General features: G+C 34.8%; 15 protein-coding genes. 3 read left to right on the plus strand and 12 right to left on the minus strand.

Annotated features, from left to right (window positions below):
• Window positions 1-51 precede the first annotated feature (51 nt).
• The 11 genes from GJU43_RS20485 to GJU43_RS20535 form a co-directional block, all read right to left on the minus strand.
• Window positions 52-1,344 (minus strand): O-antigen ligase, encoded by a 1,293-nt coding sequence (locus GJU43_RS20485; RefSeq protein WP_154343471.1) that lies wholly within the window; start codon window positions 1,342-1,344, stop codon window positions 52-54.
• The gene (locus GJU43_RS20490) at window positions 1,341-2,459 is read right to left on the minus strand and encodes a glycosyltransferase family 4 protein (RefSeq protein WP_154343473.1); all 1,119 of its coding nucleotides are present in this window, start codon (window positions 2,457-2,459) and stop codon (window positions 1,341-1,343) included. The genes GJU43_RS20485 and GJU43_RS20490 overlap by 4 nt, the downstream gene beginning before the upstream one ends.
• A complete protein-coding gene (locus tag GJU43_RS20495) occupies window positions 2,450-3,676 on the minus strand; it encodes a hypothetical protein (protein ID WP_154343475.1) in 1,227 nt (408 codons plus the stop codon). Before GJU43_RS20495 ends, GJU43_RS20490 begins: the two co-directional genes overlap by 10 nt.
• 10 nt (window positions 3,677-3,686) lie before the next feature.
• Window positions 3,687-5,837: a GNVR domain-containing protein gene (locus GJU43_RS20500; RefSeq protein ID WP_154343477.1), complete on the minus strand. Its 2,151-nt coding sequence runs from the start codon at window positions 5,835-5,837 to the stop codon at window positions 3,687-3,689.
• 12 nt (window positions 5,838-5,849) lie between these two features.
• A complete protein-coding gene (locus GJU43_RS20505) occupies window positions 5,850-6,578 on the minus strand; it encodes a polysaccharide biosynthesis/export family protein (RefSeq protein WP_154343479.1) in 729 nt (242 codons plus the stop codon).
• Window positions 6,579-6,592: 14 nt separating this feature from the next.
• Window positions 6,593-7,027 (minus strand): response regulator, encoded by a 435-nt coding sequence (locus GJU43_RS20510; RefSeq protein WP_154343481.1) that lies wholly within the window; start codon window positions 7,025-7,027, stop codon window positions 6,593-6,595.
• A 134-nt stretch (window positions 7,028-7,161) separates the two neighbouring features.
• Complete coding sequence (locus tag GJU43_RS20515) at window positions 7,162-10,188, minus strand: PAS domain S-box protein (RefSeq protein ID WP_154343483.1); 3,027 nt, start codon at window positions 10,186-10,188, stop codon at window positions 7,162-7,164.
• A 2-nt stretch (window positions 10,189-10,190) separates the two neighbouring features.
• The gene (locus GJU43_RS20520; RefSeq protein WP_154343485.1) at window positions 10,191-11,333 is read right to left on the minus strand and encodes an FIST signal transduction protein; all 1,143 of its coding nucleotides are present in this window, start codon (window positions 11,331-11,333) and stop codon (window positions 10,191-10,193) included.
• A complete protein-coding gene (locus GJU43_RS20525; RefSeq protein ID WP_154343487.1) occupies window positions 11,334-12,689 on the minus strand; it encodes a sigma-54 dependent transcriptional regulator in 1,356 nt (451 codons plus the stop codon).
• Window positions 12,690-13,036: 347 nt separating this feature from the next.
• Window positions 13,037-13,495: an RNA methyltransferase gene (locus GJU43_RS20530; protein WP_132037611.1), complete on the minus strand. Its 459-nt coding sequence runs from the start codon at window positions 13,493-13,495 to the stop codon at window positions 13,037-13,039.
• Window positions 13,496-13,747: 252 nt separating this feature from the next.
• Entirely contained in the window at window positions 13,748-14,710 is a 963-nt protein-coding gene (locus GJU43_RS20535) for a CorA family divalent cation transporter (RefSeq protein WP_154343489.1), read from the minus strand.
• 153 nt (window positions 14,711-14,863) lie between these two features.
• Here GJU43_RS20535 and GJU43_RS20540 point away from each other — a divergent pair, with 153 nt between their 5' ends.
• Window positions 14,864-16,477: a class I SAM-dependent methyltransferase gene (locus GJU43_RS20540; RefSeq protein WP_154343491.1), complete on the plus strand. Its 1,614-nt coding sequence runs from the start codon at window positions 14,864-14,866 to the stop codon at window positions 16,475-16,477.
• Between the two features lie 355 nt (window positions 16,478-16,832).
• Here GJU43_RS20540 and GJU43_RS20545 read toward each other — a convergent pair whose 3' ends face one another.
• A complete protein-coding gene (locus GJU43_RS20545) occupies window positions 16,833-17,312 on the minus strand; it encodes a hypothetical protein (RefSeq protein ID WP_154343493.1) in 480 nt (159 codons plus the stop codon).
• Between the two features lie 605 nt (window positions 17,313-17,917).
• Between GJU43_RS20545 and GJU43_RS20550 the strand changes: the two genes are divergently transcribed.
• Together GJU43_RS20550 and GJU43_RS20555 are read left to right on the plus strand one after the other, a co-directional pair.
• Window positions 17,918-18,610 (plus strand): response regulator transcription factor, encoded by a 693-nt coding sequence (locus tag GJU43_RS20550; protein ID WP_154343495.1) that lies wholly within the window; start codon window positions 17,918-17,920, stop codon window positions 18,608-18,610.
• Window positions 18,600-19,967: a HAMP domain-containing sensor histidine kinase gene (locus GJU43_RS20555; protein ID WP_229655098.1), complete on the plus strand. Its 1,368-nt coding sequence runs from the start codon at window positions 18,600-18,602 to the stop codon at window positions 19,965-19,967. Before GJU43_RS20550 ends, GJU43_RS20555 begins: the two co-directional genes overlap by 11 nt.
• The last annotated feature ends 91 nt before the right edge of the window (window positions 19,968-20,058 follow it).

Raw genomic sequence — 20,058 nt, forward strand, 5'->3', positions numbered from 1 at the left:
TATTTTGCCTAACTTTCCATATTATGGAAAAACAGCATTATTTTGGAAACTTTACAGTGCCACGAGATCCGGTCTTTTCTTTCGTAAATAAATTTTCTGTCTTGTAGTTAAATGTTTATTGCTTTTAAAACAAACTGAAAAGATGATCATCTGATAAAACAAAATTCCATAATTGCTTTCCCCAAAAATCCCAAACTCTGTAAAGGAATTTATCAAGACCGGAATAAGCATTCCGATAAGCATTAGACGATTTTCTTTGTCCTCATAAAAAAACGCCCTGAGCGTAAAGAACATTTGAAAAATTGCCGTACAAAGGCCAATAAATCCCAAATTCATGAGTACCTGCATAAAAGTATTGTGTGTCATTTTACCGGGATACGTGTGTACGCTCTGAAAAAACTCTTTGTAATCAATTCTCATATAACCAAAGCCTAAAAGGGGCTCTCTGGGCAGCCCTTCGGTGATGAGAGCCTGCCAAAACGGTAAGCGGCCCGTTAAGGTCATAATCTCTTCCAGACGCTTCTGATCGCCTCCTTTTAAGATAATCTGATTTACGGCAAAGGGAACTACCATAAATACTCCTGCAATAATAGCCAGTTTTAAGCCTTTCTTTTTAGTTTGATTAATATGGAAAAAAATAATTAAAAGTACGCCGATCAGTGAAGATCTTGAACCTGTCATAAATAAGGCGTAAAAAATAACCAGAATTTTTATAATGGTCCATACTTTGCTTTTTTTTCGGTACAAATCAAAAATAAGACAGGCCACCCCAACTCCGGCAAGCATTCCCAATTCGTTTGGGTTCATCATCACGCCGCCCAGCCTGGCTTCCTCTCCTCCGTTGGTCAGCCGGAAAAAAGTATCCGGATCAATCCACATTCCGATAACGAAAATAGTCTGCAAAACAAATACGGAATTTCCCAGGAGATGATATAAACGTATGGAATGTCCCTCAAAAAATGCATCTGCTATTTTCAGGCTTTTGATAAAAAAGAACGCGAAAACAAGACTTTGAAAAGTCATAAACCACTGCAATGCACTAAAGCACGGATTAGTACTCCACATAAAGGATAAAAAGCCCAGGGTCAAATAGCCAAAATAAAACAATGGCGAAAAGATGTTTTTATAACTTAACGTATTTACTGCGCCATAGCGAATGATTTTATAATAGATCCCAATAGAAGAGAGCATTAGCCCCATCCGGCCTACTACTTTTATTGCCCTTGTAATATTTACATTTTCGCTCCAGGTGAAAAAACAGGCGATCATAAGCAGTAAAACAATAAACATATAATTGTTGATGGTTTTTAAAAACGGTTCGTGGCTAATTATGGGCTCTTTCATACTATTTGATATAAATCTGTATTGAACTTTAAGAGTAAACTATTCCAGTTATAATTTTCTTTTACCATGTTTATGGCATTACGCTGCATGGCTATAAACTCTTCCTGTTTATTGTAAACCACAAACATCTCGCTCATGGCTTCTTCCAGCTTTTCACTACTTTGACAGTAAATGGTTCTGCCTGAATTGTATTTTACAACTTCGGATCCGATATTGGTGGCATCGGTTACGATACAGGGTTTTCCATAACTTGCGGCTTCAATAACGGAAAGTGGCAAACCTTCATTTCTTGACGGATGAACAAAAACATCCATTTTCTGTAATAATTCATCCTTTTCCTCACCGTATTTACTTCCGTAAAGAATCACGCAATTATCTAATAAATTTCTGGAAATTATATCCTGCAGCTCGTTTCTTTCTTTACTGTCACCTAGAATCCATAACATAGAAGAAGGTTCTTTGCTATGAAACTTTTTGAATGCTTTTATCAGGGTATCTAAGCCTTTCGTATAAATATCCAGCCTTCCTATAAATCCAAAAACAATAGTATCCTGTGCAACTTTCTTTAACTCTATTGCAGGATTCTGTTCGAAACCATAGGGCAGCAGAATAATCTTTCCGGTATTAAAAATCCTTTTTAAACCGTGTACTTCACTTTTACCAATACAATGAATATTATGAGCCTTTTGAAGCATTTTTTTTTCAAAAAAATAAAAATAGATACTCTTTATAATACTGTTCTTTTTTATTGCTATGGTATTATAAGCTCCGTGGGGCGTTATGACAAATTTTATATTACAGCGGAACAATAGCTTCGCAAGAGCATAATACACAGGAATCCAGCCTCCATGAAGATGAAAAATGGCTTTGCCTTTTTTTTGGATTATTGCCTCCTTAAGCTCTTTTGAAAACGAAAAAGGAAACCTTTTCTTTTGAAAGAGCCTTGTTTCAAAATTACGCGGTTCATAATTTATTTCCAGATCTTCAGTAATACCCCATACGGCTACCTTTTCTCCAAAAGCAACTTGTTTTTGTGCCAGTTGGTGTACTACTTTATTAACCCCATTCATTCTTTGAGGATTTGCTTTTCCGAGAATTAAGTGAATTATTTCCATAGCTGAAATTGTTTTTTGTTTAATTGATACCGCCAATATAAAATCATAACGATTTGATTGCCTATAAGACCTGCAACAGCTCCGTAAAGCCCCGAATAGTGTAATAAAAAATGAAAAGTGGCCAGCGAAGCAATAAAAGAGAGTAAATAACCTGTGAAAAAAATCTTGTTCAGCATCAGTACCCTTACGATAATTCGGATCGGATATCCTAAAAAAATAAAGAAATAAAGTATCGCTACCATTTTGATGACGTAACCATAATGCTGGTATTTAGAACCTCCGGCCAAAACGATTATCTGATTGGAAAAAATAAAGAACAGAAAGGTTAATACACCAAAAACGCACGCTCCTGTTAAAGTCAGTCTGAGCAGATAGTTTTTTGCTGCGGTACTGTTCTGGTGGTATAACAAAGCTATTTTAGGCAGGAAGTAATTTTCAATCGTTTGTAACCCGATATTTATGATTCCAAAAAAAGATTGTACCAGTCGTAAAGCACCTAAAGCTTCAATCCCCAGGTAGATTCCGGCCACCAGTATAAAAAAATTACTGGAACTCCACTGTACTACCGCTACACTTAATAACCATTTGCCCTGTTTTAAATGCTCCCTGACAAACAGCCTCCAGATAATGGGTTTTTGATAATTTTTAACCATAAAGAAAAAACCGGGCAGCGTCGCAATTAAATTGGAAAGACCTATAAATAAAAGCACTTGAGGAAGGCTTATTTTAGGTAATACAAAAATTAAGGCAACCAAAACCAGAAACAAAATATCCATGACGAATACCTCTTTAATTCGGGATAAACCCAAAAGTAATTTTCTGAAAAAATCATTAATTAAAAATCCTGTAACAAAACAAATCACATCAACCGGGCTTACCTGAAATAAGCCGGTTTTTGTGAAAATTTGGGATAGTATTGCTATTAATATTGGGGGAATAAATAACAATAAGACTATCCCGAGAAATAATGTGGTAATATATTGTTTTTTGTTTTCAATTTTTACAACAATAACCTGAAAGGGCTGTATAACCAACGCATTAGTAATACTTACCAGTAAATACAGGAACAGCACAATCGAAGCGTAGATACCAAAGCTTTTAATGTCCAGCTTCTGCGCTAACAAAAGGGTCAGGCAAAAATTGGTACCACTGCTAATTACCTGATCAGCAAAAGCTAAAAAAGAATCTCTGGCGATAAAGGATTTTAATGCATGCATGGTGTAAAAATTATTTATTAAAATATTTGTTGTAAATCTTTTTGGCAGACGAAAAAATACTTGGGTTATATCCGGCTTTATTGAGTATAAACCACATGTTTGGCAAATGATATTCTTCCTGCAGCAGTTCAATGTTTATTATCGTTTTTTCGGCGGTTTTTCTGCTGTCCAGAACAATAAAATTCTGAGAGGCCAGGCTCATGAACAACAGTGCGAGTCTCCCTTTAAGTATAGCCTGATTATGAATAATACAGAGCTCGCAATTTTTCATTTTTTCTTCAATTTCATTTTTAAAAACAGATTGCATGGCACTTAAATAATGAACACCCGAAAAATTGATATAGTTCTTTTGATCTGCGTAATCCTGAAGCTCTCCGGTCGTATCCACTACCAGCACTTTTCTTCCCTGAGCAGCAAAAGCTTTGATCAGGTTTTTAGAATGAAAGAAATGCTCTCTTGTATTGTCATAAGAGCTAATGGTAATAATTCCCTTCTGCTGCACCAGTCCTTTTAATTCCATTTGCAGTGCTTCTTTCAAAAAATGATCCTCCGTATCACTGCTTCTTTTGATATAGGGAGTAGCAATTGCAACAGGTATGGTACTGTTTTTTTCTATGGTATAGGTATCATTAACTTTTGCTTTTGCAAAATGAACGATATATATTAATACAATGGCACCAAACATGCCCATTACAGCAGACACCACAATGATGATGGAACGAATTGGCGAAACAGGAGCTGTAGAAACTTCTGCGGGGCTTATCACTTTATGAAAAGCAATTTTAGCTGATTTTGCGATTTCTGCATCAATTCTTTTTTCATTAAGAAAATTATAATTCTTTTCATATAGATTAAAATCCCTGTTTAGAATCGTTAGTTTTTTCTCTTTTCCCGGAAGACCAATAAACACTTTTTCAGATTCTTTAATTTCATTTGAAAGTTCCGAATATTTAATCTGCAGATTATTCTGCGTATTCTTTATGCTTTCAATTTGATAATCTGTTAAATCTTTTAGTTTGGCATCAATGACTTTTACTTTTTCATTCTCGGGAGTATAGGTCAGCAGAAGGTCCTTTTTTTCGGCTTGTAAATTCTTCATATTCTTGACCATCTCGGTAGAGAGGAGATCAGTAAAGGCTTCAAAGTTTGGCGCTAAAGTTAAATAACTGCCTTTGCCATTCGCTATATATTTATTTAGATCCTTAATGGCGTCCAGGCTCATTTTTAAATTAGCCTTTTCTATTTTTAGCTGGGCAATTTTTCTTAAATCCGTCTCGGTTTCCTGAGGTATATTAATAATATGCTCACTGTCTTTAAAATTTTGAATATTATTCTCCGATGCAGAGAGTTTCTTGTTAGAGCTGGTAATCTCTTGTTTTAGAAAGTCTACGGTAGTATCTGCGGCCTTGAATTTACTTTCGATATAATCTTTTACGTACACTTCAGCCAGTTTATTGACAAATAAAGCAGCCTTTTCGGGTACATTGCTTTTAAGGTTAATTCGTATTACGGGAACGTCTTTATCAACGGATACAATATCAAGATTCTTGTTGATTTTGTCTATTAATTTTTGATTGCTCAAGAACTCAAATTCATACGAATCTATAATTTTCAGGTCTTTTTTAGAATTGATAAAAGGTGTATTGAGATTTAGTAATAATGTCCCGCCTTTAATTCGCAAAGGTTTACCAAAATACCCTTTTAACGCCTTTTTGGATTCCGGATAAAAGAATAAAAACTCTTTTTTTGAAATCACATCTAAACCATATCTTTTATCCAGTGCAATAGCAGAGTTAAAAGTTCCGTCTACTAAAATCGGAGAGTTTGTAAATAACTCTACAGATCGTACACTGCCTTTTCTATATATTTCTTTATTAAAGGGCAATTCAGCAATGGCTTTGTTAATTAAAACTGTTGATTTTAGTACTTCTATTTCTGTTGCTATTTTATTAGCAGAAGCAAAAACATCAAAATCTTTAAAAAGGTTGGCACTTGGCACTCCTTCCTGAACATCTGCTAATTTTAACTTTACAGTACTCTCATACATGGGAGTTACGTAGGTAAGGTATTTTTTTGCGGCCAGTACTGAAATTATAATTGCCAGGATTATTAGGGGTAATCCTCTGAAAAATGGTTTTAATATTCTGATGTTCTCGTTCATGATTCTTTTTTTTTACAAAATGCCCATAATTATTGCAGCAGCACTTACAGTTGTTGTCAATGGTATTATGGTCGCTACACGTTTGTCAAACTCTTTATTCTTTTTAGAAGGAACGATAACAATATCGCCCGGATGCAATTGTATGTTGGTATTTAAAATATCGTTCCCGGCAGTAAGGTCTAAATTGGTTACTTTTACATTTTCGCCTTCCTGTCTTAAAATCTTTATTGCTTTTAAATTGGCGTAAAATTCAAAACCGCCTGTTTTACTAATCATTTCAAGTAAACTCACATGATCTTTATCAATTGCGACTGTATTTGGATTTCGTACTTCTCCTAAAACAATAATTTCCTTGTTGAGTATTTTTACGTCTACAATAGGGTTTAGTAACCATTTCTTCAGACCGTTTTTAATGATCTCTTTTACTTCAGGAACTGTTTTATCAAGTACTGTGATGGTGCCTATTTTAGGTATTTCAATAGCTCCGTAAGTATCGACCATCAGCCATTTTCCGTACACTTCATTGGAATTATAAATTCCGTAGACCGAGCCTACACTCAGGTTGTCCTCACCCCATACCGAAATTGATATTTTATCATCTTTACGTATTTTGTACTGATAACCGGGATCATATAAAAAAGATGCCGTACTATTTGTTTCCGTTTTACTTACTAAGAGATTTTGCGTTTTACAGGAACAAAAAAGCAATAGTAAAACTAAGATTGTGGCTAAGTTTTTCATGGTAGGTCGTAACTTTAAAAAATGGATAATAAACGTTTAATAAAACCGGGATTGGTCTTTTTTAATTGCTCCTTGACAACAATTATTTTGCTTATAATAAGCCCCATTTTTTCATGAACATCATTGCCTTTTATTACATAATCAAAAGCACCGTACTTTAAAGCATCAACTGCGGTTTTAATGTTTTCCTGTCCGGAAATCATAACTACGTATATATTAGGATTGTATCGTTTAATTTTTTTGAGTACTTCAAAACCACTAATATCTTCCATATTATGATCCAGAAAAATAATATCCGGATTTTGGTGCAGATTACTGATACAATCAGTACCATTTGTGTAATGTGTAATGTCCGTATAGTTCATGTTTACGAGATATTGATTGTACACATTGGCACAAAAAATATCATCGTCTACGATAAAGAATTTAAATTGAGATTGAGTTTCCATGTTATCTGTTTTTGTTTGATAACAGGTATACCATAGTCAGGCCAAAGCAACAAAACCTTATATATCAGCACTTTGCATATTTAAAAGAATAGTTTCTTTTCCAAATTTTGGAAAAAATTCCAGAAAATCTAATTTTAAATTTCCTCTTGCAGCTGTTCAGCAACAATCAGCAGGGTTTCTTTTATCTTAAAAAATAAGCGGGTAATCTTTTCTTTATCAGGAATCTCTCTGGTGCTTTTTTCAAGCAGGGCAATTTCTTCTTTAATGCTTATTATTCCCATGCTTTCGATGCTGGGCTTAATCTTATGCACCAGTTGATTCAGTACTGAAAAATTATCAGAAGCCAGAGCTGCTTCTGCATTTGGAAGTATTTCTTTTATCTGTTCAATAAAAATTATAATCATTTTTGAGACAAATTCTGCATTGCCTCTGCTAATGCTGTGCAAAACTTTTAAATCATAGCGTTTTTGGTTTTGGTCCTGAACAGACTTGTCGATATCATTAAATTTTTTATTGGTATATCGGGCTATTGTTTCTACTAAATCAAACTCTTCAAAAGGTTTGGTAATATAATCATCCATACCTGCATTTTTGCATTTTTCAACTTCGCTTTTAAAAGCATTGGCTGTAAGGGCAATTATGGGCGTTTGCAGCTTCAGTTCTTTCTTTATTTTTATAGTTGCCTCAATACCATCCATTTCAGGCATCTGGACATCCATCAAAATAATGTCAAAATGTTTATTTTTTAAAATCTCAATGGCTTCCAGACCATTCGTGGCTTCAGTGACCACGCAATTAAAATAATGCAGAGAGTTAATAGCAACCATCCTGTTAATAATATTATCTTCTACTAACAAAACATGAATTCCCGAAATGTCAAAATTAATTTCTTCCTTAACTTTTTTAATATTATGGATGTCTCCCTTTTCAAAGTTTAAAATAAAACTAACCGTAGTACCTGAGCCTTTTTCGCTCTGTACATTAATTTCGCCGTTCATTAATTGAATTAGTTCTCTTGTAATTGTCATTCCGAGACCCGTGCCTCCAAATTTTCTGGTTATTGCTTTGTCTTCCTGAGAAAATTTATTAAAGATAATATCTGCAAAATTTTGCTCCATTCCTATTCCTGTATCTTCTACAGAAATCTGAAGTTTTTGAAAGGCCTTGCTATCCTGTACAATTTCACATTTCAAATATATTTTCCCTTTGGTTGTAAACTTTAAAGAATTGCCAACAAGATTAAAAAGAACCTGTTCTAATCGTAAAAAATCTCCTTTTAAAACCGTATTAATATCTTTTGAAATATGCGCAATAAGTTTTAATCCTTTTTTCTTTGCGAGGGGCTCAAGAACTGTTACTACATTATTAATGACATCTTTAAAAATAAAATCTTCTTCCTCAAGGGACATCTCTCCTGCTTCAATTTTTGAGATATCCAGTATATTGTTGATAATCGATAGCAAATGTTTTGAAGCTACTGTACTGTTCTCCACATATTTTTTTTGTAAATCTGTAAGCTGTTGTCTTTCTAATTCACGCAGGAAACCAATTATACCATTAAGAGGCGTGCGTATTTCATGACTCATATTAGCTAAAAAAATCTCTTTTGCTTTAGAGGCTTCCTGAGCTTTAATTTTCTCACTTTCCAGCTCCTCTTCCATCTGTTTTTGCTCTGTAATATCAAGATGAATCCCGATTGAACCTACCAGATTTCCTTTGTCATCGTAATTGGGTGCGCCACCAATGGCCCACCATCTTAATTCTCCTCTTTTATTTCTTACCGGCATCTGATATACATCAGAAACTCCCTGTTCGCGTAATTTGTTCTTATCCTTCATCTTTTCGATATTCTTTCCAAGCACAAAAGTCTTAGAAGGGTTCAGTCCGATGAGTTCCTCGATTTCAAATCCGGAAATATTGGCAAAACTCTGATTGGCATATTGAATGATCTCATTGTTATCAACCTCGATAAGTCCCAAGTTCATGTTAGCAATAATATTTCGATATTTCTCTTCCTGAAATTTTAGTTTGGTTTCTACTTTCTTTCGCTCTGAGATATCCTGAATAAAGGAGCAAAAAAATACTTCTCCATTTTGTTCTAAAGGTATAATTGAAATTTCAATAGGAAATTCATGCCCCTTATTATTGAGGGCGGGCAATTCTATTTGTTTGTTCAGCACAGGGCCTTTGCCGGTCTTTATATAATATTTAAGTCCGTCTTCATGGCCCTTCTTATGCCGGTTAGGAATTATCGTTTCATTTAATGTTTTTCCCAAAACCTCATCCTTTTTCCAGCCAAAAATAGTTTCGGCCTGATTATTCCAAAAAGTTATTTTACCCGTATTATCTATGGTCACAATAGCATTCAGGGAAGAATTCATGATAATGCGGTTACGCTCTTCACTTTGTTTGAGTAAATTTTTACTTTTAATCCTTTGTGTTACATCTGTAGACTTCCAGAGATGTCCGATACATTCCTTTTCAACGAAAATTGGGATATAATCCCTTTCAAAAAAACGATTGTCTATTGTTTCGAGTATCTCACCGGTCACAATTTTGTTGTTCGCTAAAATTTCGGCAATCCTGTCCCTGTACGCCACACTGTCTTTAAATAATACCTGGGCATCAGTGATATACTGACTCGTTTTTTTTCCTATCATCTCTTCCGGAGAAGCCTTGATATTGCGTATATCGCATAAATACTGATTTACAAATAAAATCGTATCGTTATTGTCTACCACAAGGATTCCCGATTGTAAATTTCCTAAGAGTGTTTTTAAAAACTGGACAGTCTCAAATAATTTTTTTTCCGTTTCTTTTCTTTTCGCTATTTGTTCGCTTAAATATTTTGAAATCAAAAGAAGATCATTTTTTTCCCCGTCGTTTATGGAACGGTAACCCTGATCTAACTCTTTAAGGCTTTCATAAAGATTTAAAATAGACTGTTGTTTTAATGCATACTCCTTTTTTAAATTCTGATTGACCTCGTTATATTCCTTTTCACTTTCCTGAAACGAATGGTCCATGAGATCCTTATCCCTTTCAAAAGACCAATAAGAATCGTTAACCGTCTTAATAAAGGCCTGAAAAGAGGGATTGTTTTGCAGTTCCAGAGGTACATTTTTATTAATTTGTCTCTGCAATAGTTTATGCATATCCATAGCTACTCGATTTCATTAATACAGGTAATGGTCATGGTCTGATTGTGAAGGACGCATTCCCCAAACGCTTTCAAAGGCGAAATCTCTCCGTAGGAGTAAAAACCGGAAATAATCGTTTTATCTCCAAAAATATCAGCAACGGCCTCTACCTCTTCATCAATTCTGCCTCCGAGAATTAATTTTCGTCCCACACAACTAATTAAAAGTGCCAATTTTGGATTAAAACTATTTACTTCCAAACAGGAAGCAGCAGCTTCACTTGCCGCATCAATCAGCCTGTCAAAATTAGCTTTCATAAACCGGACTTTACTTCCTTTGGGCACATCACCCGCAAAGGTCATGGTCTGATTGGTTTCATCTATAGATAAAATAGTTCTCACAATAGGTTCTTCAACGCCATCAATCCTGATTGACAAAGGAAAAAGCAGTGCAGAACCCGGTAATTCGTCTGCATACTTTCCTAAATAAATTTTATAGAGATCCAGTACATTTTTTCCGTCTATCTCGTACAAAACATTACTTTCTGATTTCGTTACTACGCGCTCTAAGCCGAAACTTTCCCAACCTCCCAACGATCCATGAGACACAGCGAGTTTTTGTCCGTAAAAACCAACCGCTGCAATTTTGCCCGGTGTCGGAATTTCATTTAATCCGACGACTGTCTTTTCAAATTTTGCTGCATCACCTGCAAGCCCTCCAACAATTAGTACCTCTTCTTTTTTTACGGAATTCATACCATTGACTAACTCACTTCCATTCACTTTACCTCCGTCGGACAGAATAAGGACTAATTTTAAATCTTCCTGATCAAATTTTTCAATCAGCGAAGCACCGGCCTGAAAACTATTTTCAAAAGCAGTTATATCAACTTCATAGGTTTTAATTACGGTAGAAGAAAATTTAATTGCAGTAAGCGAGATCGTGTGGTCTAAAACCTCATTTTCATAGATCTCTCCGGCTGAAGAGCACAGGATCAGTTGTGCCGTGGGAAATTTATTTTTTAACTGATTGAAAACCTTCTCGTCTGATAAAAGATTTCTTTCACCGAAACCTAAAATCAGATCGGCAGCACTAAAATCTAAATTATCACTATTTAATTCTCTTAGGAATGAATCATCTTTAAATAAAACGGTAGCTACTTTCATTTAAATCATTTTTTTGGTTTGACTGGACTGAATTAAATTGTAAATCGTCGATTTCCCGATATCTAATTGTTTTGCTGTTTTTAAGACATCCTCATTATTCTTTTTTAAATAATGCAAAATAATATCAGAGGTGAATTCTTTTAATGTTTTATCATCAGACAGGAAAAAATCGGTATCATTTATAGTGTCAAATGTTAAGTCATCCACTTCAATCTCATTGTTATCACACATTACACACGCCAGCTCTATAACTGATTTGAGCTCTCTGATATTTCCGGGAAATTTATATTTGAGTAATTTGTCTTTGGCTTGTTTTGAAATATTGATTGTTTTCAATTTATTGTCTTTTGTAAAAAGATCTATAAAATGCTTTGCTAAAAGCAAAACATCATGACCTCTTTCCCGTAAAGGAGGCAATTCTATGGGCAGGCCAATAATCCTGTAATAAAGATCCTCTCTGAACGTTCCTTTTTTAACCTCCTCTTTCAGATCTTTGTGCGTAGCAATAATGAGCCGGGCATTAAACTTAATAACTTCTTTCCCTCCAAGTCTGGTTACTTCACGCTCCTGCAGCACGCGTAAAAGTTTACTTTGAAGATTTAAATCCAGTTCAGCAATTTCATCCAGAAAAATAATACCTCCATGAGCTTGTTCAAATTTACCAATGGATCTTTGATCGGCTCCTGTGAAAGCCCCTTTTTCATGACCGAAAAATTCACTCTCTACCAATTCCCTTGGAATCGCTGCCATATTTAAGGCCACAAATGGCTTGTTTTTCCTGTCAGAGTTATAATGAATTGCTTTTGCTACAATCTCTTTCCCTGTTCCCGTCTCTCCGGTAATCGAAACATTTATATTGGTGCTTAATGATTTGTTTATTTTATTAAAAACTGCTTTTATAGCATCACTTTGCCCTAACAGGGTCTTCTCAAAACTAAACTTTTGCTCTAACTTTTCTTTTAGCTCCTCTACTTCCTCAATGAGACTTAAATTCTCCCTGATTTTAATAATCGAATTCCAAAGTAATTCTTTTGTATGAGCACTTTTTACAATATAATCTTTTGCTCCTGATTTTAAGAAATCAACAGCAACCTCAATTTCTTCCTGTCCGCTTATAATAATAATTGGAATTTTATTGTTTGTCTGTTGTATTTTTTTGAGTAATACGTCACCACTAGTATCCGGCAATCCAAAATCCAGACAAATAATATTAGGATTCAGGAACAGGTTGTCCAGACATTCTTTCCCGGTTTTAAACAAAAGCACTTCAAAATCAGGATTTAATTTAAGGTGGTATTTTAAAGTTTCTCCAAAAAACGGATCATCTTCAACTAAAAAAATTTTAAATGATTTCATCTGTAATCGCTTAAGTTTTTAACTCACACTAAACTACAAAAAAAATCCTACATATTTACATTAAACCACAAAAGCAAGGTTCTGCTCAAAAGACAGTTTGTGATATTCTTTTCTGTACCTAATTTCAAACCTTTAAAAACAGGTTGAAAACACTAATCGGAAAGAGATTATTTATTTAGATTTTTATCTGATTTTCGAATTTTCATCAGGTATTTTTCCTTTAAAAATCTGAATTTACTTCTGAATTATTTTACTAAATAGGAAAACAGAAATTATCGCGTTTATTTCAAATTGAAAAATAAAAAATTTAGTTTCTGCCTGCAACACAATAACTTATGAACTGGTATTTACGAACGTGGTTTAGGCAAGTTTCTGTCGTACATAATAATGGTTCCTGCTACAGCCACATTTAAGCTTTTTTCTGATTTAAACTTCACGAGATGATGGCATTTATCCATTACTTTTTTGGATAAGCCATGATCTTCTGCTCCCAACAAGTAGACACAACGTCTTGGGTGTTCAAAGGTCTCTAAATCAGATGCTTTTTTATCTAATTCAACACCAACCAATCGTGCTCCTTTAGGCAGGTTTTCAAAAAAAGCCTCAAAAGTATCATAATGAAAATAAGGAATTGCTTTTACGGCATCATGCGTATCACAGGCCTGTTTAGCGTATCGGTTACCTATGGTAAAAATAAAAGTAGCACCTAAGTTTTGAGCCGATCGCCACAGAACGCCTAAGTTTTCAGGCGTTTTACCATTTTGTATTCCTATCCCAAAATATTCATTTATAAAGTTATCGTTCATAAGGGCAAAAATAGAAACTATAAGAATATAAATCAATTTTTATTGGAGTTGAAATCACCATCCAGTGGTGGTTCCTGAAATTTTTTTCAAGGTAAAGCAGGTTTAAAACCTTTAATTTCAGCCGTTAAAATCCATAGCACTGGCAATATGTAATTCTTTCAGCGCTATCTGTTGTCTTAATTGTTTTTTTAAAGAAAACCAAAGCAGGGCAAGCGTTACAAAAATAAAGGTAAACTGAAATTTAAATTATTTTCACTGCAGCCATTTTTTTCGTTTAAACCAGATCAGGGGTATAATAAAACAAATAAGTATTAAGGCTATCGCATAAAAATAACCATACTCCCAATCCAGTTCAGGCATATTCTTAAAATTCATACCATAAATTCCTGCAACAAGCATTGGCAGTGAAATACACATGGTGATAATGGTTAAGGTTTTAAAGATTCGATTTTGCTCCAGGTCAATTTTTGTGGAAATATAATCTTTTAAATCGTCTAAACGCTCAAAATTGTTCTGGACGTATTCATTAATTACGGTTAAGTCACTCAATTCCAGTAAAATTGTTTCTTTGATCTCAGGGCTAAGTTTATCGCTTTTTCTAAGCAGATGAAGGATCCTTCTAAATTCATTCAGCGATTCCTTAACCAGCAGGTTGTTAAATTTCAGTGCTGTTATTTCATTTAAACCATGCTCCGAATAATCATGCTCTTTCTGCAGGCTGGAATACATAGTTTTAATGTTTTTTGAGATGATTTCAGTCAGGTCTGCAAAATAATCCGGAACAATTCCTATCATCATTAAAAGAAAAGTATTGATAGTAAACGGCAGGTTTTTTATTTTATCAAAATGTTCCTGTCTCTTATTTTCCGGTATAAATTGCTCAAAATTGATATCCATAAACGAAAACATAATTTCCTCCTTCAGAATAAAAGAAACAATAATCTCTTCAATTTTATTCTGGGCTGTAAAATAGGGAAATGAAAAATTAAATGCCAATTGACTTTCTTTTTCCAGGTAATGAGAACTTATTTCGATATCGTCGCTATTGTTCAATATCGTGGTATCAATATCAAAAAGTTTTTCAAAAGTGACAATATCCGGCTTTTTATAATTGATAATTTGCAGACTATTTATAGTACTCAGGTCTTTCGGTATTTCATCAATACTTTTTAAGTGTAGTATGTTTTTATCTTTATCTAAAAGTTCAATTATCATGGATGGGCTTTTTAATCAATAGTACTACGGAACTTAGGCAAATTTATTCGAATAAAAAAATAGTACGTTTAATCTGTTTGTTTTTCATTTTGAAACGGTAGCGTCTTCACTTGAAAAAAATCACTAATTTTAGCAAACATTCATTATTTTACTATGACGCATACATCACAACTTCGAAGTTTCATTTTCAGACATCTTGACGGACTGGCCGTTGCTCCGGTAGCAATAGCATTTAAAAACAAGGGAGTCCTTGAGTTTATCCTGAACAAAAAACAAATACAACTAACCGAACTGGTGCATGTTTTTAAAGCAAATGAAGGTTACCTGAATGTAGGTTTGCGGATTTTGGCTTCTCAGGGCTTTTTAGATTACGAAGTGGACAATCATACACAGGAAATTACGGTTTTGGTCAATGAAAAGACAGCAACAGCCTTTTCGATGTTTCATCTCTATGAAGATGTAGTGAATTTACTTCAGTTTTCAATCCGGTTTCATCCACGTCTCTTTGAAGAGGAACCGTTTGAAAAACTCAACGCTATTTTCGAAAAGTATAAAACAAAATACGGAATTGAACCTTCCGAAGACCCTCTGACAAACACGATTCAGGACCAGATTTTAAAACATATCGAAGGACATCTGATCGGACCAACAATAGTGCGTCTCGCCATGAAAGGGATGTTTCACAAATATTTTATGGAAACCTCTTTCAAACCGGAAGAGTTTCACAAATCGCCTGAAAATTTCAAAAAGATATTAGACTTTTTTGTACATCTTGGATGGTTTCTGGAAAAAAACGGCAATTATCAATTTACCGAAACAGGTTTGTTTTTTGCAAAAAGAGCCAGCGCTTATGGCGTTACTGTTTCTTATTTGCCAACTTTTGCCAGAATTGAAGAATTAATTTTTGGCGATCCGGCCGTGTTACGAATGATAGGCGATGGAGAAAACGAGATTCATGTGGATCGTGAAATGAATGTATGGGGAAGCGGAGGGGCTCATGATACGTATTTTAAAGTTATAGATGAAATTATCGTCAAACTTTTTAACCTGCCTATTGAAGAACAGCCTAAAGGAATACTGGATATGGGCTGCGGTAATGGTGCTTTCCTGCAACACATTTTTGAAGTAATCGACAGGCAAACCTTACGCGGAAAAATGCTCGACGAATATCCGTTGTTTCTCGTTGGGGCAGATTATAACCAGACTGCCCTGAAAGTAACCAGAGCCAATCTTATAAAGGCCGATATTTGGGCAAAAGTCATTTGGGGAGACATCGGACGCCCGGACGTACTCTCAGATGACCTGAAAGAAAATTACAATATCGACCTGAAAGATTTACTTAACGTAAGGACTTTTTTAGATCATAATCGAATCTGGACAGATCCGAAACACATCAACAAAGACAGAATCAGCAAGTCTACGGGTGCATTTGCCTTTAGAGGAAAAAGAATCAGTAATAATCTGGCAGAAGATAATCTGCTCGAACATTTACAAAAATGGTCCCCGTATGTCCGTAAATTTGGTTTGCTTCTCATAGAATTGCATACCATAAGTCCTAAACTTGCCGCCGGTAATTTAGGAAAAACGCCCGCAACAGCCTATGATGCCACTCATGGTTTCTCCGACCAGTATATTGTAGAGATAGACGTCTTTAATACTGTGGCTGCAGAAGCAGGGTTGTTTCCTGATCCCTCTATTTTTAAACGATTCCCGGAGGCTGATATCGCTACCGTAAGTATCAATTTACTGAAAGGAAACGATGCATAATCCTTATTTATAAGGCTATCCGAAATTATTTAATATAATACAAACCAAAAAAACAGCTGCTTTAAGTATCTTGTTTTGGACTATTTTTTATTGTTGTGATAAATTTATTTTCAATTTTAAATTTATCACCTAAAACGTGATAAGCTGTATTTATGTTTTTATTTTATCACAGAAAGCGTGATAAATTTACTTTTCATTTTAATTTTATCACAAAAAGTAAATGTATCATGGAAATAACCCGTCATTGAAAGTATTGTTAGTTTTTCAAAGCATTATTTTAATAGCTAATCCCAAGGATTAGAATCTTTGGGATCAGCATTACCCTCATTATAAATATACGGGAGACATTTTGTTTTTAAAACCCATTTTCTTTAGGCGCGCCTTTTGTAGCCGGAATTGACTTAACAGATGCATTTCCGGATTTACCGTTTTGCCCGCCTGGCACTTTACTACTTGGAATCGAACGGGTCTTTACCACTTTTTTTCCTTTACCCCTGTTTTCCTTCGGGTATTTATCAAGATGCTTTTGGTGATACTTATAGGGACTATTGCCACTATAATCGTTTATAATAACTTTATAACCCTCATAAAGATTATATCCTTTGCATCGCGAAGGAAGTGATTTCTCACGTATCCATTTCCCTTTATGATCGTAAATAAACTCACTCGTTTCATTATCATAATACATATCAATGTCAGGCAGATAATAGTATCTAAAATCACTACTGCTCAAAGGACCCCAATCTGGTTTGGAGACCGCTTTTTTATGGATTACAGCTTGAGCGTTAGAAAAAACACTCGTTAAAAACAGACAGGCAAGGATTAATTTTTTCATCTTTTTTGTGTTAATTAATTGAATATGATCAATATATACCACAATTTAAAGACATTATTTCAGGCGCAATCTATTTTTTATACCGAATGATAAATAGTATCGACTAATGCCAATTTTAGTCCGATTACAATAAAAGAAAACGATTACTGATCCAGACCGTTTTTAAATTCTGAGACTTTGTTCTTATGGCGAATAATATCCGGTTTCAGTTCAGGTTTCAGAATTAATTTCAGTTGCTTTTTCGCGTAAAGCAATGCTTCGAACCCAAATAATGCGGTGCATTTCAAAAAGTATTTTTGTTCCTGTTTAAATCAATTTTAAAATTATACCTGCAATCGCTGCGGCCAGAATTATATAGGGTTCCTGAATTTATTTATGTTTCAAAAGTATCCCAAAATCACCAATTTCCTATTTCTGTATTGCTATACACTTTAACCCCACTGCTATCGGAGCCTTTCTTTTAAATGATTTTTTTTTTACAATGCTGGCGAGTACTTTTCTTAGTACTTTTGTTTTCAAATTTGACCGTCTGTCTTAAAATCCTTCTGATAACAGATGATTACGGGTAAATTTTATAGCAGTAAACACTCCAATTCTATTCACTTATGAATAAAGTATTATTAGTCGAAGACGATCCGAGAGTCGCTTCTTTTATTACACGAGGACTTGAGGAACATCTTTATGAAGTCAAAACGATTCCAAAAGGTTTTGATGCCATAAAAGAGGTGATGGAGAATCAGTATAATATTATCATTCTCGACATCATGCTGCCTGATATTACGGGATTTGAAGTTTGTGAAGTTTTAAGAAGCCGAAAAATAATAGTACCTATACTTATTTTGAGTGCACTCGATACACCGCATGAAAAAGTAAAAGGTTTACAGGCCGGAGCAGATGATTACCTGGCCAAACCCTTTTTGTTTGAAGAATTGCTGGCCCGGATAAATGCACAGCTTCGCCGTATGGAATTCAGCAGCGGAATTCTTGATTTTCAGTCCTATGCCGGAATCGAAATTAATATGAAAGAACAAAGTGCTTCGAGAGACGGAAAAGAATTAAATCTTTCGTCAAGAGAATTAAAGCTTTTAATCTTTTTTATGAAGAACCGTGAGAAAGCCTTATCCCGAATTGAGATTGCACAGGCAGTCTGGAATATCGATTTTGATACGACTTCCAACACCGTAGATGTTTATATTAATTATTTGCGAAATAAAATAGACAAGAACTTCCCTACTCCGCTCATTCATACTATAAAAGGAACAGGATATATGCTCAAACAAAAGAGTCATGAATCTTAAGAATAAGTTAGCGATTAATTCTACTTTGCTATTTGCTTTTATAGCAGGGCTTCTTATGGCCGGATCTTTTTTGCTGTTCAGAAGTCATATGAAGGACCTCTACTTTGATAATCTCGAAGATCATGCCATGACAACGGCACTTTTTTATTTTGAAAAAGATGAGATCAAAGAAATTAACAGTGAACGTTACCGTCAGATTGAACTTCAGTATAACAAAATCAGCAACGAATCGATACGGGTTTATAATGCCAAAACCAAAAAACTTTTTGTAGAGGATAATATCGCTATTCCTTTAAGTGACTACTATTTAAAGGCAATCACTAAAAACAAAATGCTGACGTTTACGATTAACGGCAGACAATTTGTTGGATTATTTTACAAGGACAATCAGGGCGATTTTATAATTGTGGTTTCAGGAATCGATCGTGCAGGTAATCGACAACTGGACATGCTGGGGCTTATGTTTATTTTGTTTTATGCGGCGGGTATTCCCTTAAATTATCTGTTAGGAACATTTTTAGCGCGACAGACCTTCCGCCCTTTTACAGAAGTTATTGCAAAAGTAAACACCATCACAACCGAAAATCTGTACTCGAGGTTAGAAGTACCGCAAACCAGCGACAAAGATGAAATTAAAGAATTGGTGACTACTTTTAATTATCTTTTAGAAAGACTAGAAAGCGGCATCATGATTCAGAATAACTTTCTGAAAAATGCGTCACACGAATTAAAAACACCGCTAACCATTATTATTGGCGACATTGATGTCGCGTTGCAGCAACCCAGGACAAACGAACAATATGAAGAAGTATTAAAATCACTTCGAAAAGATACTTTACATCTCAAAGCCACACTTGAGGGACTTTTGGTTTTATCCGGACTCGAGCTTTCGGAGCCACAACAAATGGAAACCATCAGGATAGACGAAATAGTATGGAATGTTCTCGAAAAGAAAGCTATTGAATATCCCGAATCTAAAGTTTTGGTAAACCTGGACGCGATTGCAGAACATGAAGATTTACTTTCTGTTCACGCCAATAAACACATGCTTTTTATTGCCTTGTATAATATTCTGGACAATGCCATAAAATTTTCATTTCCGGCGCACGTCACCGTTACTGCTCTTTCAAATGAAGGTAAACTGGTCATCAAAATTACAGATCAGGGACCCGGAATCTCAGAACATGATCAGCAATCTATTTTTAACCTCTTTTACAGAAGCGATCATACACGCCATATTCAGGGACAGGGATTGGGACTTTTTATTACCATGCAGATTCTCAAACTTCATGATATCAATCTACGGGTAGATTCCGAACTCGGAAAAGGAACTTCCTTTTCTCTTGTATTTCCTTAGAGAATCTGATATAAGATATAAGTTAACCATTTAAAAAGCGTTACATACAATTAAAAGAATTACTATGTTTTTTTATCTCTCGCAGATTTTG

The organism is Flavobacterium sp. LC2016-23, assembly GCF_009674775.1.
In the GTDB taxonomy this organism is placed as follows: domain Bacteria; phylum Bacteroidota; class Bacteroidia; order Flavobacteriales; family Flavobacteriaceae; genus Flavobacterium.